The sequence below is a fragment of the Paraburkholderia lacunae genome (assembly GCF_003353175.1).
Lineage (GTDB): Bacteria > Pseudomonadota > Gammaproteobacteria > Burkholderiales > Burkholderiaceae > Paraburkholderia > Paraburkholderia lacunae.
Genome location: NZ_QHKS01000022.1, coordinates 23,804 through 39,307, shown reverse-complemented (window position 1 = coordinate 39,307; position 15,504 = coordinate 23,804). Strand labels below are relative to the sequence as shown.

Here is a 15,504-nt window from a genome sequence, read left to right as displayed (position 1 = left end):
AAATGAAGATACTGATTGTATGTGAACATTTTTTCCCCCAGACCGGGGCGCAGGCACTTCAGGCTACCAAGGTTGCCGATGCTCTTCACCTCGCAGGCTGCGAGGTGCGCGTATTGTGCGGGGTAGCGCAGGAAGCTTCGTCTGATCGACCCTACGACGTTCAGTGGGTACCGCCGCGAGACTACGGTAAGGCGACGAGTTCAATGGGGCGTGCGTTAAGACGGCTGCGCTATGAGATCGACACGGTTAATACGCGCGGCGGCTGGGTACGCGGCATGGCGGCCAAAGTCATTGAGATCAACCGGTCGTTTGAGGCGGATGTCATCATGACTCAATCCACGCCGTTCCGTGCGCATCTCGTGGGTTTGCATCTTCCACCGGGCCTACGCAAGCGGTGGGCGTGTTATTTCAGCGATCTGTGGCCGCTCTCGTTGACACCCCGACCGTATCGAACGCGCTTGTCCGATCTACTGCGGCCGATTCAAATGAAGTTGCTCACGCAAGTCATGTCGACGGCGTGCCGTTCGATCTTCACCAACGACGTGTCCGTTCTACGTCTGCTGCAAGCCTGGCCCCAGGGTGACAGGGCACGCTGTCACGTCGTCGCCCATATTGGTACGCCGCCTTCCGCCGGCGAACCTCCGTCGGCAATCCGAGCGCACTATAAGAAGCGATTCGTCCACGTCGGAAAACTGACGCGAGAGCGTTCTTGCATGGCGTTGATCGAGGCCGTTACGCGACTCTGTAATGACAGTGAGGCAGGAGAGTTATCGTTTCCAGGGCTCAGTTTTGTCGGCGGCGTAGACCCGGCATTCCGGCGTAACTGCGACGAGCTTGTGAAGAAAGGTGTGGTCGAGTTTGTTGGCGACGTCGATCCTGCTGCCGCACGGGCTATCTGCCAGGCTGCGGGTACGCTGGTGGTCATCGAGGCGGATATGGATGAAAGCCCATTCCTTGCGAGCAAATTCGCGGACTATGCAATGCTCGACAAGCCGATCCTGGCGATTTCGCCGCGAGGCCCGATTCGTGATTTCCTCGAATGTGACGGCGGGGGCGTCGCGGTCGGCCATGACGCGGATGAGATTTACGCGGCCATGCGGTCGATCATCGTACAGGGCGACGTCTGCGGCGGCAGTCGCGCGTTGGCAGCACACTTCGACGCCATGCGGATCGCGGGGCACTACCTCGATATATTCCGGCTCGTTAAATGAAGGTGCTAGTCGTAACCAATATGTACGCGGGCGCCAACACGGCGTCGCCGAACCAGGGCGTGTTTGTCACCGAGCAGGTAGATGCTCTGCGGCGTTTGCCTGATACTGAAGTCGATGTCATGACGGTCAATGGTTTTTCAAACCGATTGGCGTACCCAGCTTCGCTGTTCGCGTTGGCGTATCGTGTGCTGACAAAAAAGTATGACATCGTGCATTACCACTTTGGCCTGACCGCATGGACTGCTCCGTTTCTGCGCGTGCTCACTCGCGCGAAGGTCGTTATCACGCTGCATGGCTCCGATGTCATGGGGTCGCGATTTCTCCAGCGCGTCACCCGTTTCTCAATCCGATACTGTGATCTTTGCATAGCTGTAAGCGATGCCATTCGCAATGCAATTTCCTCCCGAACGCGTCACTGCGTAACGGTCCCATGTGCGGTCAACGACGTCCTGTTTATGCCGCCCGTCGGTGGCCGAAAGAAAGACGCGCGCCGGCGGATAGTTGTATTTCCTTCGTCGCCAGCACGGCCGGAGAAGGACCACCCATTGTTCGTCGCTGCGATCGAGCATCTGCGTCGCATCAGCGACTATGTCATTGAAGAGCGTTTGATCGACGGCCTCGACCGTGGGAGTGTCCGTGAACTTCTGCAGCAGGCCGATGTTCTTGTGCTGACATCGAAAAGAGAGGGGTCGCCGCAAACGGTCAAGGAAGCGATGGCGTGTGCGCTGCCTGTCGTGTCCCTATCTGTCGGCGATATTGAACAACTGCTCGGCGGGGTTAACGGCTGTCGTGTCGTCAGGTGCCGCGATCCTCAAGGCGTTGCGGCCGCAGTGGCGGAGGTACTGGACGAAGCATGGTCCGCCGGGCCCGCGCGTCTGCGCGAGTTGGGATACCTGTCGGCGGATGTCGCGCAACGTATTCGTACTTTGTACCAATCCGAACTTGCGGGGTCGCGCTCGGCTGTGACGGAAACAAGGAAGCCATGAAATCCCGCCGCTACTACCTGGTCCTTGCGATAGTTTCGTTCAAGTTTGTATTGGACTTCTTTGTGCCGGCGCGCGACGTCAGTTTTGTGGCATTCAATGGGATGTTCGCGCTCCTTCTGCTGATCCTTCGGCCGAGATTGCATCTCAATCGACGGCTTGTGATGGCCGCGACGTTGGTCACTGTCTTTCTTGTCTTGCAGCTTTGCCGCGACCCGGCCAATCCTATCGCCTACAAGCTACTGACGCTGCCGGCGCTTTCGGTCCTGATGTACGGCGTGGGCCGGGAACTGGATGAAACCGTTGCGCTACGTCTATTCAGAATGCTGACGGTCGAATTTCTGGTCTTTTTTTCGGCTAATTATGGGCTTTCAGTAGCCATGGGACTTACAAAAGACCGCGAATTCTGGAACTTCGAACACCCCAATCTTCTTGGCAGCTATGTACTGGTTATGTTGATCCCAGTGAACTATGTGCTGATGAGGGGAAGTCCCAGGAGTAATGCATTGTTGCGCGCGATCTTCGTCGCGATTGCTTATCTCACAACGTCGACCGGCGCGCTGCTGCTTTCAATGGCTGTCTATATGAAAGCTCGTGGCTTCAAGGTCAAACACGTCCTGACCCTTGTCGCATCGGCCGGCATCTTCTTTGCGGTGGGTATGGCAGTCTTGGGTGCCCTCGATCGTACCGTCTACGACAAGATTGCAGCGCCATTTCTCGTCATCTACAGCGGAGGATGGGACCGCCTGGTTCAGGCTGCCCAGAATGGCGGCGGAATGACGTATCTATCGAGCGAGCAGCAAGGTTCATTTACCTGGCGGATTTACTCCTACTTGGTGTACACGTTCTACGTTGTCAAGCAAGACAGCATGGCGATGTTGTTTGGCAATGGCATTGGCGGCTACGTGAAAGTCTGGAACGGAGCGATGCCGCACAACGACTTCATCTTGCTTCTGGTTGACTTTGGTGTCGTGTCGTTCATATCCGTGGTTTGGCTCAGCGTTCATTTGATCCGAAAAGTGGCGCTTTGTGCACCCGCCTGGCTGTTTGTTATCCTGGTTCTGCTGCTTCGGCTAACGGGAGAGAACAACATCTATTCATATTACCTGGTGAGCCATGCAGTCATTTTTTCGTCGTTGATCGCCGGCGTTGAAATGAGGCGTGACCGTCGCGAGGCAAGCGGTGCGGCCGGGTTTTCATACCTTCCGGCATAGGTGAGACGGCCGTCATAGCATTGACGGCACGCTTTCCCTCACGTCCTCCGCACCAGCAAAAAACTCACCCCGATCGCCGCCAGAAACGCCCCGCAGCAGCGGTTGAACCAGCGCCGGACTTTCGCGCGAACCAGCCACTTCCCGAGGTACATGCCGGCCCACGAGTAAAGCGCGATCGCCACCCATTCGAGCACCAGAAAGCTCGCGCCCAGCACCGCGAACTGCGGCAGCATCGGTTTGGCGATATCGACGAACTGCGGCAGAAATGCGGTGAAGACCAGAATCGCCTTGGGATTGCCCGCGGCCACCAGGCACTCCTGCCGCGCGATCCGCCATAGCGACGCGTCGTCCTGCTGCGTCGTATCGATGGCGGGGGCGTCGCTGCGCCACAACTGAATCGCTAGCCAGATCAGATATGCCGCGCCGGCCAGTTTGATCGCGAGGAAAAACCACTCGGATGCGTGCAGCACGACAGCGAGGCCGGTCGCGGCCAGCGCCAGCATCAGCGCGAACGCGACAAGCCGGCCGGTGCCGCCGACAAATGCCGTCATGAACCCGTGTCGCGCAGCAACATTGATCGAGAGAAGATTGTTCGGGCCGGGCGCGAGATTGATCGCGAAGCAGGCCGGCAGAAAGAAAAGCCAGGCGGTGATTGACATGACGGCTCGCACGAAAGAGGGACGGTTGGCACGACCGGACGTGCGAGGCGGCAGGCGCCCAGCGCACGTTTCTCCGATTGTAGCGAAACAGTAGCGAAACGCCGCAGCCGTACCGATCCGGCTCGTCCGCTCAATTCACCGATTTGATGAAACCCGGATCGCCGATCAGCGCATCGACGCTCAGCTTGACCGTGTCCTCGATAGCGATGGTATTGCTGGTGAATTTGGGCGACTCTTGGCGGACGGTCTTGGTGGTTGAGAACACAACCTGCTGGGTAGCGGCATCGGTGACGACATAACGCATTTTCAGCGTCCAGAACGCAGGCGAACGTGCATCGTCCACCGTGAAATTCTCGATGCTGCCGCTCAGGATTCTCTTGCCTTCGTGGAGGTGAAAGCCGGCGATCCGCAAGCGGCTCACGATGCCGTTGCGCACCGCTTCGCTGATATCGCTTTTCAGCACGATGCCGGTCATCGCCGTATTTTCGATCCGGTTCGACGACACACGCCCGCTGCGCGCCGGCATATAAGCGAAGTCTTGAGCCGGCGCGACGCTGAGCCAGCCGGTTGGCTGGGCCGCCGCGCGTGGCGAACTATTCAGGCCGAACCACGACCATGAACAAGCGGACAGCATCAACGGCAACGCGACGGCGCCGCAACCCTTGAGTACGGTGGTGTATCTCAGGGTCGGACGAAGAGGGCTAAGCGATTGCAACAGGGACAGACTCCGTTGCTGCGGCTCAGACGCTGTGCGGGAAAAAGCGGCGGTCGATATCAGAGGAGGTGCCTTCCAAGTTGAAACCTATTCGAAAACGGCGGCCAGTCTTGAGACCAGCTAGTGCACGAGAACCGTTTGCCAGCCGGATTCACGAAGCCTCCCCAGCGCTTTCGCGAATCCATACGGTCATGCGTCGTCCCGGTACAGAACAGCATGGTACCAGTGAGACGATCCCATCCATTTTCCTGACGTGGTTTAAGCCCAACGATTTTCAACGTTCCCATCGTAACGAGCTCACTTTTTTTTGCGGCGGGCGCCCCGAAACAAGCCCCCTTAGAGGACAGCGAAAAGTAGGTGCTGCCCCGCATAGGGGCAACGCCAGTAAGCCGATAAGACGACTGAAGGCACCGCCGCGGGCGAACTGACAACAAGCGCCGCGCAGGCAAAAAATCAAAAAAACCCTGCTTTTCCCTGAGTCATATCCACTAACTCCCGCTGGGCGTCGTCAACGGCATTGACCGGCAACCGGACGGTCATCCGCACCAACATCCCGTAAGCACTTTCCACCAACCCATACTCCCGGGCCTCGATCCATCGACGTACCTTCGCCTCATCGGCATAGCCCACTTCGACGGTCAGCAAAACCTGAGCGATCCGCTCGACCCTCGGTGCATCGAGCAAAGCCGAGGCAACCGCATCGGTATAAGCCCGCACCAGGCCGCCGGCGCCCAGTTTGACCCCGCCGTAGTACCTCACGACAGCGGCCAGCACGCCGTCCAGATCATGGTGGCGCAATACCTCGAGAATCGGTCTGCCTGCCGTGCCGGACGGCTCGCCATCGTCGGACATGCCCGACTGGCCGCCAGCCAGCAACGCCCAGCACACATGCGTCGCGGCAGGATGCGCCTCGCGCAGGCGACGCAATTCGGCCATCGCGGCGTCGCGGTCGGCGACCGGTATCGCATGCGCTATGAAACGGCTCTTACGAATCTCGAGTTCAGCGGTCAGCGCTGCAGGCAATGTATAGGTAGGCAAGGCAAGAACTTCGGTTGATGAAAAAAGAGGAAGCGCGCGCTTCCATGTTCGCCATGGTAATGGATAGGCCATGCAGGGCCGGCAAATCGCCTATACAGAACCGCCTCGCCGCGATTCTCGCCGATTCGGTAACGGTCTCTTGCGAAGTGACGCAATGACGTAAGACACCGCGCACAGCATAATCATGGACGTGGCGAATCTAGCTCCCGGCTGGGGCGAAGCCAGATTCCTCGTCTGGCGATTTGCCACGCTTTCCTGCCGTTTTTTCGCATTGCGCACACACCGTCGCGCGCGATGCTTTTCTCGCCGTATCGCCACGCGCCTCCACGCCTATTCGTAAAAGACGTCTCAGCGCGCTCGCGCGCCGCGCAAATGCAGATTCCACGTGTTCGTCTACAATCATTGGCTGAATGCGCGCCCGCTTTCTCTCTCGAGGCCGCGCGTCGCCGAGGAGCTGACATGCTTGATCTTTCGACGCTAGGAACGTTCGTTGCCGTTGTACTAGGGCTGTTTCTGATTCCCGGTCCGGCAGTGCTGCTGGTTTTGACGCGCACCGTGCATGGCGGCCGAAAGGCAGGCATTCTCACCGGCCTCGGCGTTGCAGTCGGCGATTTCATTCACACGCTAGGCGCATCGGTTGGCCTGTCGGCGTTGCTGATGACGTCGGCGCTCGCCTTCAATGCCGTCAAATTCGTCGGCGCCGCCTACCTCGTTTATCTGGGCATTCGCGCATTGCGCGAAAAGCAGACGAGCACGCACGTGCCGGCTGTCGCGTCCGTGTCGGCTTCCAAAGCCTTTTTTCAGGCGATTCCCGCTGAGGTGCTGAACCCCAAGACGGCGCTGTTTTTCCTCGCGTTCCTGCCGCAGTTCGTCCATCCCGAGCACGGTTCGTCGTTCCTGCAGTTCGCAACGCTCGGATTGATCTTCGTTGGCATGAGCGCGCTTTATACGACGCTCATCGTGTTGACCGTCCGTCCGTTGGGCAAGCTCGTCAAACGCTTGACGTGGCTCAGCCGCTGGCAGAACAAGATGATTGGCGTGCTGTTCATTTCGCTCGGGTTGCGCGTAGCGACGCAAACGCGCTGATTCAGCAGGGCGAGGGGTCGGTTTGCGCGCATAGCGAGCGTGCTCCTGCTGCGGCTAGATGTTTCGGCGCTGCCGTCGCAAGCGGCCTTCCCGCGCGTACTCCATCTGGCCCTCGGTGCGCACAGCCAGCCGTTCCTGCGCGGCACGGTTCATCTGCCGCGTATCGTCGATCTCGCCGACGCGCAGCACTTCCTGCGCGATCCTGATGCGCAGCGTCATCAGCGGTTCGCCGCGTTCGACCAACGAGCGATCCGTTGCGCGCGCCTGCTGGACGCCGGCGTCAATCAGGTTGCGCAACTCCAGCAGCGTGAGCCGTTGACGCTGGATCTCGAGGATCAGCCGCTGGACGGCTTGCTCGTCGCGGATGCGCCACCAGGCGCGCAGTTCGGCGAGCGTTGGAGGTTCGAAGGGGGGAAGGCGCATTAGTCAGACGAAAAATACTGTATATATGTACAGTATATCCCGCCTTGTTACGGAATCGCGCAGGTCGTGTTCGAGCACTTGCAATGCCCCGGAAAGGACGGAGCGCGGCAGGGGTTCAGGAGAGCGCGAGCAGGATCGTCGTGGAGATGACGATGACGAAAAGACACACGGCAGTCAGGATGTCATACGGATATCTCATGTCGTAACCGTTAAACGTGGCGGATAAATGGACGATCATAGACATGACAATTTCCTGCGACTGTTAACGATTGCAAATGCGGATTGCAAAGCTCGAGCGCATAGGCGGCATGCGGGCGGCATTGGCGGGTTCTCTCGCGCTGTACCGGCGGCACAGCGCATAGACCGCGCACCGAGGTATTTAATGCGAAGCATGCCGAACGATCGACTGCGATATCTCGCTGCGTATGAATCGGGGAGAGGAAAAAATGAATGACGCCGTGTCTTCCGTGAACGCCGGAGCGTCCGAAATCGAGTTCTGGTTCGACTTCGCCAGCAATTACAGCTATTTGAGCGTCATGCGTATCGAAGCGCAGGCCATGCAGCGGGGCGTGGCGATCCACTGGCGGCCCTTCTTGTTGGGACCGATCTTTCGCGCCCTCGGTTTCGACAACTCGCCGTTCGTGCTGCAGAAGGAGAAGGGCGCCTACATGTGGAAAGACATGGAGCGGCAATGCCGCAAATACGGTCTCGCATGGGCGCGCCCAACAACCTTCCCGCGTACCGCCGTGCTGGCGACGCGCGTGGCGCTGCTGGGCGCGCAGCAGAGCTGGATCGCCGTGTACTGCCGCCGCATCATGCAACTGAACTTCGCATTCGATCGCGACATCGGCTCGATCGACGTGGTGAGCGAGGCGCTCGGCGAGCTGGGTTTGCCCGCGCAGCAGATCATCGCCGACGCGCAAAGCGATGCCAACAAGCTGCGCCTGCGTGAACAGACGGCAGTGGCTGCCGCCAAGGGCATCTTCGGTGCGCCGACGTTTTTTGTCGGCGCTGAAATGTTCTGGGGAAACGATCGTCTGGACGACGCGTTGGCGTTGTGCGATACGACCGCAACGCCCGGTTGAGTTTTTAACGCATCTGCTTTTTGTCAGCTGTCGGTATCGTCAGACGCGGCGATTACCGGACGCGTCTCTTCGTTGCGGCTTGGCTCGCCGGCCGACGCAACGCTTCAGCACTGCCGCATATCAACGCCACACCCGCAGTGGCGGTGGCCCGCAGCGATGCGCGAGAATCGCCCGCGCGGGCACGCAGCGCGAGGCTGTGCAGAATCGCGGAGGCGACTTTCGCTAGCAGCGCCGGTTCGGCATCCTCTTGCAGTTCGCCTTTGCCCTGGGCCAGCCTGAAACGCTTCTCGAAGGTCCTGTCGTAGGTCCGCAATCCTTCTGCGAGCGCGGCGCGCACCTCGGCGTCATCCACCGCTTCGACCGCGGCCGTGCCGATCATGAAGCAGCCGAGCTGAGCGCCGTCTGCCGGCAAATACCATGCGAGCGCCCCTTCATACACCCGCAGCAGCGCTTGCGGCAACGGCAGGTCTTCATCGAGCGCCTGAACCATCGCGAGGCGGCCGGCCTCGATATAACGCTCGAGCGTCGTCAGATACAACGCATGCTTGTCGCCGAATGCGCCGTACAGGCTTGGCCGGTTCATGCCGGTCGCGGCGCTCAATTGATCCAGGGAGGTGCCGGCGTAGCCGCTGCGCCAGAACACGTCTCTCGCATCGGCGAGCGCCTGGTCGGAATCGTAGGCGCGCGGGCGTCCACGTGGACGCACTTCTTTTTTTGTACTGGTTGGCATAAAAAGTATGGCGAAAGTGATTTATATGCAATATAGTACAAAAACATCAACGACTGGGAGTTGTCTCATGGATCTGTACTTCTCGCCACTTGCGTGCTCGATGGCCACCCGCATTTCCTTTTACGAGGCGGGCGCGCAAGCCGGATACATTCAGGTCGATTCGCAATCGAAGCAGCTGTCCGACGGTTCCGACTTTTATCCGATCAGCCCGCTCGGGCAAGTGCCGGTGCTGCGTACGGACGAAGGCTGGCTGTTGAGCGAAAACACGGCGATCCTGCCGTACGTGGCCGATCGTTATCAGGCCGCGCGGCTTGCGCCGGTTGCGGGCACGCCGCAGCGCGCGCGGCTGCAACAATGGCTGGGTTTTATCAGTACAGAATTGCACAAGGTGGTGTTCGTTCCGTTGCTCGATGCACGCGCGCCGGAAGATGTGAAGCGCTATGCGCGCGAGAAGGCCGACTTGCGGCTAAGCGTCCTGCAAAAACATCTGGCGCAAAACGAGTACCTGCTCGACGCTTTCAGTGTCGGCGACGCTTATCTGGTCACGGTGTTGAACTGGGCGTCGTACGGCGGCATCGACTTGTCGCAATGGCCGGCGGTTGCTGATTACTACAAGCGGCTGATGCAACGCCCGAGCGTGGCGAGGGCGGTGGCGGAAGAGTTCGCGCTGTATCGCGAAGAAGTGGCCAAGCGCGCGAAAAGCTGAGTACGGGTGCTACTCGTCGCTTTGCTGGCAGAACCGGCGTCCCGGAATGTGCGACACGACCGCCTGAGCGATTTCAAGTGGCGTGCTTTCCGCGGGCACGACGCGGCGGCTCGATTCGGGGGTGTGCTTCATGGTCCATTCGACGAGCCTGTACGAGCGCCCCCAAGGGGGTTGCAATGGGTCCGAGACCTTGCATGAGTGGATCTGGCGTACCCATTCGTTGCCGGGCATGGCACGCAGATGCTCGAATACCGTGTCTTCAACCATGGTTTGACTCCTTCTTCGCAGGCATGCGATCTTTCGGCGCGTCGGCGACACCCCGCTAAAAAAAGCGCCGCCGATGTTTTGGCGGCTCAACAGGGGATGTTGAGCGCCATAGTTGCAGGGAAGAATTAAGCCAAACTTAAGATCGCATATAAAAGCGCTTCCATATGCACGCGCTGCGATCCTGCCCTCAAGACCTGGCGGAATCGGCCGTTATTACGGTGGTTGGGGTCATCGGCCCCGTCTCGCCTTCGGGCCGCATCGTTGATAACGTGACAAACCTCGCCCAAACGCCGCTTTCCGATCGCCTGCGCACGCTCGTCGATACCGTGCAGCACAACGAGCGCACGCTGCGGCGCTTTCAGAACGTCGAGTTACGGTTGATCGGCTCACAGGATTTCAGTTCCTTTCTCGACACGCTGTTCTGCCATCTGCCGCAAGAATTCGCGCTGGCGAGCGTCAGGCTATGGCTCGACGACCGCGCGCCGATGCTGCTCGAACTGCTCGAGCCGGGCGCGTTGCAGGCCCTCGGCCAGACCGATCTGAAGACGTCACGCGAAGGAGGACTCGCCGCGCAACGTCTGTGCGCCGAGGGCCGGCCGTGGCTGGGGCAGGTGCGCGAACTGGACGAGCGCGCCTGCCGCGCATTTTTCGGTGAAGACGACTTGCCGGCGAGTGCGATCGTGCTGCCGCTTGCCGTCGGCGACAACGTCAGCGGCTATCTATGCCTCGGCAGCGATGACCCCGCGCGTTTCGGCGATGGCATGGCCACGGATATTCTGGAACGCTTTGCGAGCATCGTCACAGCCAGTCTCGACAATGTCGCGCATCGCGAGCGGCTCAAGCAACTTGGCATGACCGACGCGCTGACCGGCCTCGCCAATCGCCGTTACTTCGACGAGCGGTTGCGCGAGGAGATCATGCGTGCCGTACGCTATGCGGTGCCGGTCGCCTGCCTGTTCATCGATATCGACTCCTTCAAGCGCATCAACGACACCTACGGCCATCAGACCGGCGACCGCGCGTTGGCGGCAGTGGCGGCCTGCGTACGGCAACAGGTGCGTCTTGGCGATACCGTGGCGCGCTACGGCGGCGAGGAGTTCGCGGCACTGTTGCAAGGCGATCGGAGCGATGCGCTGACGGTCGCCGAGCGTGTGCGACTGGCGGTCGAAAAGCTGGATCTGCGGGACGATCACGGCGAACGGATCGCGTTGACCGTGTCGATCGGCGTGGCGGCGCGCACGATTGCCGGCGCACCGGCGGATACCGCCACGCTTGGCCGGGCGATGATGGATGAAGCCGATCGCGCGATGTACCAGGCCAAACGCAATGGCCGCAATCGCATCGAGGCGATGGTGCAAGCGGCCGGCGATCACGTGCAACGTCAATAGTTGTCGGGCGGGCGCGGGACGTGCCGCCTGTCACGCATCCGGCGGCACGCCCAGCAACTGCAACGCGCCGCCCGTCACCGCGCTGAACACCGGACCGGCCACCGTTCCGCCGTAAAACGCCTTGCCGGCCGGATCGTCGATCATCACCGCCACAATTAGCCGTGGGGCGCTCATCGGCGCCATGCCGACAAACAATGCGCGGTAGCGGTTTTTCGCGTAGCTCGCGCCGACCTGTTTGCGTGCCGTGCCGGTTTTACCGCCGATCCGGTAGCCTTCCACCGCAGCGGCGCGTCCGGTGCCGCCGGGGCCGGTGGCCATTTCCAGCATCGAGCGGATTGCGCGCGCGGTGGCGGGCGTCGTGACCGTCTGGCCCTTGCGCGTGGCCGACGGCGCATCGGCTGCGGCTGCGGCGCGGTCGGCGCTAGCAATACTTGCATCGCTTGAGCCGCTTGCACCGCTTGCACCGCTCGAACCGCTCGAACCGCTCGAACCGCTCGAACCGCTCGAACCGCTCGAACCGCTCGAACCGCTCGAACCGCTCGTCGGGTCCCGCAACAAACTCACGTGATGCATCGTGCCGTCGCCCGCGTACGCCGTGTAGACCTGGGCAATTTGCAGCAGCGACGTCGACAGGCCGTAGCCATACGCCATCGTTGCCTGTTCGATCGGACGCCAGCGTTTGTACGGGCGCACCTTGCCCGACGCGACGCCCGGAAAGGTCAGCTCGGGTCTGAGCCCGAGCCCGTATTCCCGATACTTGGTCCAGATCGTTTCGGCGGGCAGATTCAGCGCGAGCTTGGCGAGCGCGATGTTGCTCGACTTCTGCACCGCTTCGGCGACGGTCATCGCGCCGTGATTCGACGTGTCGTGAATCACCGCCGGGCCGATTTTGTACCGGCCCGGCGCGGTATCGATGACGCTTTGCGGCCGCACCTTGCCCTGATCGATCGACAGCGCGACCACCACCGGCTTGATCGTCGAGCCGGGCTCGAAGGTGTCGACCACCGCGCGATTGCGCAGTTGCCGCCCGGTCAGGCGGGCGCGGTCGTTCGGATCGAAGCTCGGATAGTTGGCGAGCGCCAGAATCTCGCCGTTGCGCGCATCGAGCACGACCACGCTGCCGGCTTCGGCGTGGTGTCTGGCAATCGCTTCCTTGAGCTGCGCATAGGCGAGCTGCTGAATCCGCCGGTCGATCGTCAAATGGATCGTCTGGCCGTTCTGCGGCGGCACCAGCGGCCGTGTTTCGGACACCACCCGGCCGAGCCGGTCGCGGATCACTTCGCGCTGGCCGGGTACGCCGAGCAGCTGTTCGTTGGCGGCGAGTTCCACGCCTTCCTGGCCGTTGTCCTCGATATCCGTGAAGCCGACCACGTGGGCCGCCGATTCGCCCTCCGGATAAAAACGCTTCGAATCCGCCATTTGCGTGATGCCGGCGAGGCCCAGTTTGCCGACGTGATCCGCGGTGTCCGCATCCACCTGGCGTTTGAGAAGCACGAAGGCCTTGTCGGCGGTGAGCCTGCGGCGCAATTCCGCCAGCGGCAGATCGAGCAGCTTCGAAAGCGGTGGGAAGGCGGCCTCGTCGAGCAGCTTCGGCGTGGCCCAGATCTCGTAGGTCGCGAGGCTCACGGCGAGCATCGAGCCGTTGCGATCGACGATCCGCCCGCGCGTCGCATCCAGTTCGATGGTGCGCTGATAGCGCTTTTGCCCCTGATCGACGTAGAAGTCCTGCTTCACCACCTGCACCCAGAACGCGCGGCCGGCCAGCGACGCAAAGGCGCCGAACACCAGCAGGACGACGAGTTTCGAGCGCCACATCGGCAGGCGCGCGGTCAGCAAAGGGTTCTTCGCGACCGGTGCGTATGGATCATGCGACTGTGATTTCTTCTTCTGGATCATGGGTGCGGGTATGGACAGCGGGAAGGCGATCAGGCCGATCGCGTCGACCGTGACGAAGAGCCGTTGCCAGTGGCGCAGCCGCTTCGCGGCCGCCGCGGCAACGGCCGTCGCCCAGATTGTAATAAGAACGTAATCTGGATGCGAGGCCCATGCGAGCGGATAGTGGCCGAGCGGCACGTCCAGGGGGCGAGAGGCGTGGTGAGCGTTCGCTGATGAGCGGGTGTTTGGGTGGGGGCGAATAGTGTGCGGACGACAGCGGCCGGTAGCGGACGGCAGCGGACAGGGGCGGACGGCAGCGGACAGGGGCGGACGGCAGCGGACAGGGGCGGAAAAAGTGTCAACCCATTTCAGGACGGGTCAAAGCCACAAAAAAAACCGCGCGGTGTGAAAAATCCGCGCGGCTGGTTCGTTCGATTAATGCGTCAACTCCGACGCGGCGTGTTAAGAGGCGCTCCCTGCCTGTCGAGCGCCTTCTTTTTTGCGCTGCGCAGTGGCGACGCAGCCTCAGGCCGGCAGAGCGAAGCTCGAAATCGCCTCGCGCAGCACGCCCACCTGATCTTTCAGCGAATGGGCCGCGGCGGCGGCTTGCTCGACGAGCGCCGCATTCTGCTGCGTGACCTGATCCATTTCGCCGACTGCGCGATTCACCTGCTCGATGCCCGCGCTTTGTTCGCGCGACGCATGGCTGATTTCCTCGAGAATTTCATTGACGCGGCGCACCGATTGCACGATTTCGCCCATCGTCGAACCAGCGTTGGAAACCAATGCGGCGCCTGCTTCGACGGTGCCGGTGGAGGTCTCGATCAGCGCCTTGATTTCCTTGGCGGCGGTGGCCGAGCGTTGCGCGAGGCTGCGCACTTCCGCCGCGACGACAGCGAAGCCGCGTCCCTGTTCGCCCGCCCGGGCCGCTTCGACGGCTGCGTTGAGCGCGAGGATATTGGTCTGGAACGCGATGCCGTCGATCACGCCGATGATGTCGCCGATCTGCCGCGAGCTGCTGGTGATTTCGCCCATCGTGCGGACCACGTCGTCGACCACGCGGCTGCCGCGCGTGGCGACGTCCGCGGCCTGGCCAGCGAGTTGCGCCGCTTGCTGCGCGCTGTCCGCGTTCTGTTTCACGTTGACCGTCATCTGATCCATGCTCGACGCGGTTTCGACGAGCGCCGCCGCCTGCTCTTCGGTGCGTTGCGAGAGATCCGTATTGCCGGCGGCGATTTCGGTTGCGCCGATATTGATGTTCTCGGTGCCCTGACGCACGCGCGAAACCGTATCGACGAGCCCGGCCTGCATGGTGTGGAGCGCGTGCAGCAGGCTGCCGGTGGCTTCCGGGCGAACCGGCACACGCGTGGCGAGGTTACCGCGCGCCATGTGTTGGGCTGCGTCGACGGCCGCTTCCAGATCGCCGCCGAGCGAGCGGCGGATGCTGCGCAGAACCAGCAGCATGACGGACGTGGCGATGGCGCCGAGCGTCACGGTGATGGCGAGCCAGCGCAGCAGGCTGGCGTAGAACGCGCGCTGCACGTCGTCCATGTACATGCCGGTGACCAGATACCAGTCCCACGGCGTGAAGTGGCGCGAGTAGCTGGTCTTCGCGACGGGCTGGTCGCTGCCTGGCTTGGACCACAGATAGTCGACGAAACCGCCGCCATCGCGATTGCCTGCGGTGACGATGTCGACGAACAGATGGTGACCTGCCGGGTCGGTGAACTGCGCCAAATTTTTGCCGACCAGTTCCTTCTTGATCGGATGCATCAGCATGACGGACTGCGAGTCGTTGACGGAGATGTAGCCGTCTTTGCCATAGCGCATCGCGGCTAGCGTTTCCAGCGCCTGTTTTCTGGCTTCTTCTTCGCTGATCGCGTGTTGCTGCGCGAGGGTGTAGTAGCGGTTGACGATGTGGTTCGCCTGGTCGATCAGCGTAGTGAGCTGATCGCGGCGGTCGGAGATCATCGAGGCGCGGTTTTGCCATGCGCCGAAGCCGCCGATCAGGATCAGGCCGGTCCAGAGGACCGCAATCATTGAGGCTAGTTTTTTGTTCAGAGTCATGGGCGGGGACTTGTTCCAGGTGGTCGGTCGGAGACTTTGTAATTCGCTTGCAGCAAC

The 15,504-nt window shown here is 61.3% G+C and carries 16 protein-coding genes; 7 read left to right on the top strand and 9 right to left on the bottom strand.

The features are described from left to right. Positions 1-2: 2 nt before the first annotated feature. Genes DLM46_RS27840 through DLM46_RS27830 form a run of 3 tightly spaced genes read left to right on the top strand, consistent with a single transcriptional unit; the run spans position 3 to position 3,408 of the window. Entirely contained in the window at positions 3-1,211 is a 1,209-nt protein-coding gene (locus tag DLM46_RS27840) for a glycosyltransferase family protein (RefSeq protein WP_115105664.1), read from the top strand. Continuing rightward, positions 1,208-2,197, top strand: a complete 990-nt coding sequence (locus tag DLM46_RS27835) for a glycosyltransferase family 4 protein (protein ID WP_115105661.1) — start codon at positions 1,208-1,210, stop codon at positions 2,195-2,197. Before DLM46_RS27840 ends, DLM46_RS27835 begins: the two co-directional genes overlap by 4 nt. Beyond that, complete coding sequence (locus DLM46_RS27830) at positions 2,194-3,408, top strand: hypothetical protein (RefSeq protein ID WP_115105658.1); 1,215 nt, start codon at positions 2,194-2,196, stop codon at positions 3,406-3,408. The genes DLM46_RS27835 and DLM46_RS27830 overlap by 4 nt, the downstream gene beginning before the upstream one ends. A gap of 38 nt (positions 3,409-3,446) precedes the next feature. Here the strand turns inward: DLM46_RS27830 and DLM46_RS27825 are convergent, their stop codons facing one another. From DLM46_RS27825 to DLM46_RS27815, 3 genes are all read right to left on the bottom strand, one after another. Then, positions 3,447-4,067 (bottom strand): LysE family translocator, encoded by a 621-nt coding sequence (locus tag DLM46_RS27825; RefSeq protein ID WP_115105656.1) that lies wholly within the window; start codon positions 4,065-4,067, stop codon positions 3,447-3,449. Between the two features lie 130 nt (positions 4,068-4,197). Further along, positions 4,198-4,785 (bottom strand): hypothetical protein, encoded by a 588-nt coding sequence (locus tag DLM46_RS27820; protein WP_425274022.1) that lies wholly within the window; start codon positions 4,783-4,785, stop codon positions 4,198-4,200. Positions 4,786-5,235: 450 nt separating this feature from the next. After that, positions 5,236-5,892, bottom strand: coding sequence for an IMPACT family protein (locus tag DLM46_RS27815; RefSeq protein ID WP_115105651.1), 657 nt, complete (start codon positions 5,890-5,892; stop codon positions 5,236-5,238). Between the two features lie 387 nt (positions 5,893-6,279). Here DLM46_RS27815 and DLM46_RS27810 point away from each other — a divergent pair, with 387 nt between their 5' ends. Beyond that, entirely contained in the window at positions 6,280-6,906 is a 627-nt protein-coding gene (locus DLM46_RS27810) for a LysE family translocator (protein WP_115105649.1), read from the top strand. Positions 6,907-6,960: 54 nt separating this feature from the next. On the opposite strand, the gene DLM46_RS27805 is transcribed toward DLM46_RS27810, so the two are convergent. Together DLM46_RS27805 and DLM46_RS41005 are read right to left on the bottom strand one after the other, a co-directional pair. Then, a complete protein-coding gene (locus DLM46_RS27805) occupies positions 6,961-7,329 on the bottom strand; it encodes a hypothetical protein (RefSeq protein ID WP_115105648.1) in 369 nt (122 codons plus the stop codon). A 115-nt stretch (positions 7,330-7,444) separates the two neighbouring features. Next, positions 7,445-7,573 (bottom strand): hypothetical protein, encoded by a 129-nt coding sequence (locus DLM46_RS41005; protein WP_279635234.1) that lies wholly within the window; start codon positions 7,571-7,573, stop codon positions 7,445-7,447. Positions 7,574-7,775: 202 nt separating this feature from the next. Between DLM46_RS41005 and DLM46_RS27800 the strand changes: the two genes are divergently transcribed. After that, on the top strand, positions 7,776-8,414 hold the full coding sequence (locus tag DLM46_RS27800; RefSeq protein ID WP_115105647.1) for a 2-hydroxychromene-2-carboxylate isomerase: 639 nt from the start codon (positions 7,776-7,778) through the stop codon (positions 8,412-8,414). Positions 8,415-8,466: 52 nt separating this feature from the next. Here DLM46_RS27800 and DLM46_RS27795 read toward each other — a convergent pair whose 3' ends face one another. Beyond that, the gene (locus tag DLM46_RS27795; protein ID WP_244306394.1) at positions 8,467-9,120 is read right to left on the bottom strand and encodes a TetR/AcrR family transcriptional regulator; all 654 of its coding nucleotides are present in this window, start codon (positions 9,118-9,120) and stop codon (positions 8,467-8,469) included. A gap of 91 nt (positions 9,121-9,211) precedes the next feature. Between DLM46_RS27795 and DLM46_RS27790 the strand changes: the two genes are divergently transcribed. Beyond that, complete coding sequence (locus DLM46_RS27790; RefSeq protein WP_115105645.1) at positions 9,212-9,850, top strand: glutathione binding-like protein; 639 nt, start codon at positions 9,212-9,214, stop codon at positions 9,848-9,850. Positions 9,851-9,859: 9 nt separating this feature from the next. Here DLM46_RS27790 and DLM46_RS27785 read toward each other — a convergent pair whose 3' ends face one another. Then, positions 9,860-10,117, bottom strand: a complete 258-nt coding sequence (locus DLM46_RS27785) for a DUF2866 domain-containing protein (protein WP_115105644.1) — start codon at positions 10,115-10,117, stop codon at positions 9,860-9,862. 269 nt (positions 10,118-10,386) lie between these two features. Between DLM46_RS27785 and DLM46_RS27780 the strand changes: the two genes are divergently transcribed. Beyond that, a complete protein-coding gene (locus tag DLM46_RS27780) occupies positions 10,387-11,505 on the top strand; it encodes a GGDEF domain-containing protein (protein ID WP_115105884.1) in 1,119 nt (372 codons plus the stop codon). A 30-nt stretch (positions 11,506-11,535) separates the two neighbouring features. On the opposite strand, the gene DLM46_RS27775 is transcribed toward DLM46_RS27780, so the two are convergent. Then, positions 11,536-13,401: a peptidoglycan D,D-transpeptidase FtsI family protein gene (locus tag DLM46_RS27775; protein ID WP_115105882.1), complete on the bottom strand. Its 1,866-nt coding sequence runs from the start codon at positions 13,399-13,401 to the stop codon at positions 11,536-11,538. A gap of 504 nt (positions 13,402-13,905) precedes the next feature. Continuing rightward, positions 13,906-15,447 (bottom strand): methyl-accepting chemotaxis protein, encoded by a 1,542-nt coding sequence (locus DLM46_RS27770; RefSeq protein WP_115105643.1) that lies wholly within the window; start codon positions 15,445-15,447, stop codon positions 13,906-13,908. Between the last annotated feature and the right edge of the window lie 57 nt (positions 15,448-15,504).

Excerpts from the sequence above, each read along its gene's own strand:
- DLM46_RS27825 (WP_115105656.1), bottom strand. The coding sequence starts at position 4,067 with ATGTCAATCACCGCCTGGCTTTTCTTTCTGCCGGCCTGCTTCGCGATC.
- DLM46_RS27785 (WP_115105644.1), bottom strand. The coding sequence starts at position 10,117 with ATGGTTGAAGACACGGTATTCGAGCATCTGCGTGCCATGCCCGGCAAC.
- DLM46_RS27800 (WP_115105647.1), top strand. The coding sequence starts at position 7,776 with ATGAATGACGCCGTGTCTTCCGTGAACGCCGGAGCGTCCGAAATCGAG.
- DLM46_RS27815 (WP_115105651.1), bottom strand. The coding sequence starts at position 5,892 with ATGGCCTATCCATTACCATGGCGAACATGGAAGCGCGCGCTTCCTCTT.
- DLM46_RS27790 (WP_115105645.1), top strand. The coding sequence starts at position 9,212 with ATGGATCTGTACTTCTCGCCACTTGCGTGCTCGATGGCCACCCGCATT.
- DLM46_RS27770 (WP_115105643.1), bottom strand. The coding sequence starts at position 15,447 with ATGACTCTGAACAAAAAACTAGCCTCAATGATTGCGGTCCTCTGGACC.
- DLM46_RS27805 (WP_115105648.1), bottom strand. The coding sequence starts at position 7,329 with ATGCGCCTTCCCCCCTTCGAACCTCCAACGCTCGCCGAACTGCGCGCC.
- DLM46_RS27810 (WP_115105649.1), top strand. The coding sequence starts at position 6,280 with ATGCTTGATCTTTCGACGCTAGGAACGTTCGTTGCCGTTGTACTAGGG.
- DLM46_RS27835 (WP_115105661.1), top strand. The coding sequence starts at position 1,208 with ATGAAGGTGCTAGTCGTAACCAATATGTACGCGGGCGCCAACACGGCG.
- DLM46_RS27775 (WP_115105882.1), bottom strand. The coding sequence starts at position 13,401 with ATGATCCAGAAGAAGAAATCACAGTCGCATGATCCATACGCACCGGTC.
- DLM46_RS27840 (WP_115105664.1), top strand. The coding sequence starts at position 3 with ATGAAGATACTGATTGTATGTGAACATTTTTTCCCCCAGACCGGGGCG.
- DLM46_RS27830 (WP_115105658.1), top strand. The coding sequence starts at position 2,194 with ATGAAATCCCGCCGCTACTACCTGGTCCTTGCGATAGTTTCGTTCAAG.
- DLM46_RS41005 (WP_279635234.1), bottom strand. The coding sequence starts at position 7,573 with ATGTCTATGATCGTCCATTTATCCGCCACGTTTAACGGTTACGACATG.